Here is a 1,264-nt window from a genome sequence, read left to right as displayed (position 1 = left end):
CCTTTGCGGACTGGATCGGCCGGTTTAAAAACATTCTTATCGTTGTCCCCGATGTAACCCGATATGCGGGGATGGAACGGGTGCTGCCGGTGCTTCTTGAACGGTTCCCGAAAGGCATCGACGCGCAGATCGTCTTCGCCCTGGGAAACCACAGAAAACAGACCGAAGAGGAGAAGAAAGGAATAATATCTCAAGTGGTCTACGAAAAGGTCCCCTCTTTTGATCACGACTGTTACGATAACAATCAACTGACGCCGGCAGGCAGAACGTCCTCGGGGCTTGAGGTTCGCCTCAACTCTGCCCTGTTCCGGGCCGATGCGGCAATCGTCACGGGCTCTATCAATTTCCATTATCTCGCCGGATTCGGCGGTGGAAGAAAGTCCATATTCCCCGGCATAGCCGGCTATGATACAATCCTCGGCATCCACAGGCAGGTTTTCAAAAAGGACAGACCCGGCAAGCACGAGTCGGCGCGCTCCGGGGTCCTCAGGGGAAATCCCATGCATGAAGAGATCATGGAGGGTATTGCGCTTATCAGGACCCCCCTCTTTCTTATTAATACAGTTCTTGATGACAGGAAAAACCTCCTCAACGTTTTCGCCGGCGATATCAAGAGTGCGCATGAGGCAGGCTGCGCCTGGTACAAGGAACATTTCGAGGCCGTTATTAAGGAAAAGGCTGACGTTGTGATCGTGAGCTCAGGCGGGTTCCCGAAGGATATTAACTTCATCCAGTCCCATAAGGCCATAGAGCATGCGATGGGTGCGGTAAAGGATAATGGCGTCGTTATCGTTGCGGGGAAGTGTGAAGACGGGCTCGGGAACGCGGATTTCCTGGGATGGTTCGAGCATGGCCTGTCAGCGGACATGGAACCTCATGTAAGGAAGGCCGACAAGGTCTATGCGCAGACGGCATACGCGACGCGCTGCAAGGCTGAACGATGTAGCATATTCCTTATATCCGATCTCCACGATGAGTCAGTAAAGAAGATTGGGCTTATCCCAAAAAAGAGCATAGAAGATGCTATCGGGACAGCGAATGACGGTAAAAGGAAGGTCTGCTACATTATCCCCGACGGCTCAAACACGCTGATCACCGCGTACGCGAAACGGCAATATGAATAACCAAGCTCCAATTAATCACCAATACCCAATATTCAATAACCAAACAAGAGCTTTCCGGTATTGTTTCCCGTTTGGGTATTCGGTCATTGGTTATTAATTGGTGATTGATGTTTGGTTATTGGTTATTTAATATAATAGCA

1 protein-coding gene is annotated in these 1,264 nt (G+C 50.6%); it reads left to right on the top strand.

What is annotated here, in order from left to right:
• Positions 1–1,124, top strand: a 1,124-nt coding sequence (gene larA, locus PHU49_15215; GenBank protein MDD5245356.1) for a nickel-dependent lactate racemase, incomplete at its 5' end; no start/stop codon positions are given.
• Positions 1,125–1,264 lie beyond the last annotated feature (140 nt).

It is taken from the genome of Syntrophorhabdaceae bacterium (assembly GCA_028713955.1).
Lineage (GTDB): Bacteria > Desulfobacterota > Syntrophorhabdia > Syntrophorhabdales > Syntrophorhabdaceae > UBA5609.
The sequence above is the reverse complement of the archived record's forward strand: the minus strand, read 5'-3'. Positions and strand labels throughout refer to the sequence as shown.